Source organism: Microbacterium sp. ZXX196 (genome assembly GCF_009709595.1).
Lineage (GTDB): Bacteria > Actinomycetota > Actinomycetes > Actinomycetales > Microbacteriaceae > Microbacterium > Microbacterium excoecariae.
In genome coordinates this window covers 1-229 of the sequence record NZ_WMEE01000562.1, presented here as the reverse complement: position 1 = coordinate 229, position 229 = coordinate 1, and the positions used below count along the sequence as shown (strand labels likewise).

Genomic DNA, 229 nt, shown 5'->3' with positions numbered 1-229 from the left:
GTACTTCCGCAAACTTTTAATAACAGATTCAGCCTCTTCTTTTGGAGTATCCATCAGTCCAATAATACCCAGAAACATTTCTTCTTTTTTTACTATCATCGCAGTATTTCCATTTGACTCCAATTCATTTAAACTGTTTGATAAATCATCGGGTAAACTAATGGAGAGGTGCTCCTCAAATAAACTTCTATTTCCAATATAAATGGTTTCATTATTTAACTGTGCCGTA

1 pseudogene is annotated in these 229 nt (G+C 33.2%); it reads right to left on the bottom strand.

What is annotated here, in order from left to right:
* Window positions 1-229 (bottom strand): annotated as a pseudogene (locus GJQ66_RS14470) (hypothetical protein); the annotation flags it as partial.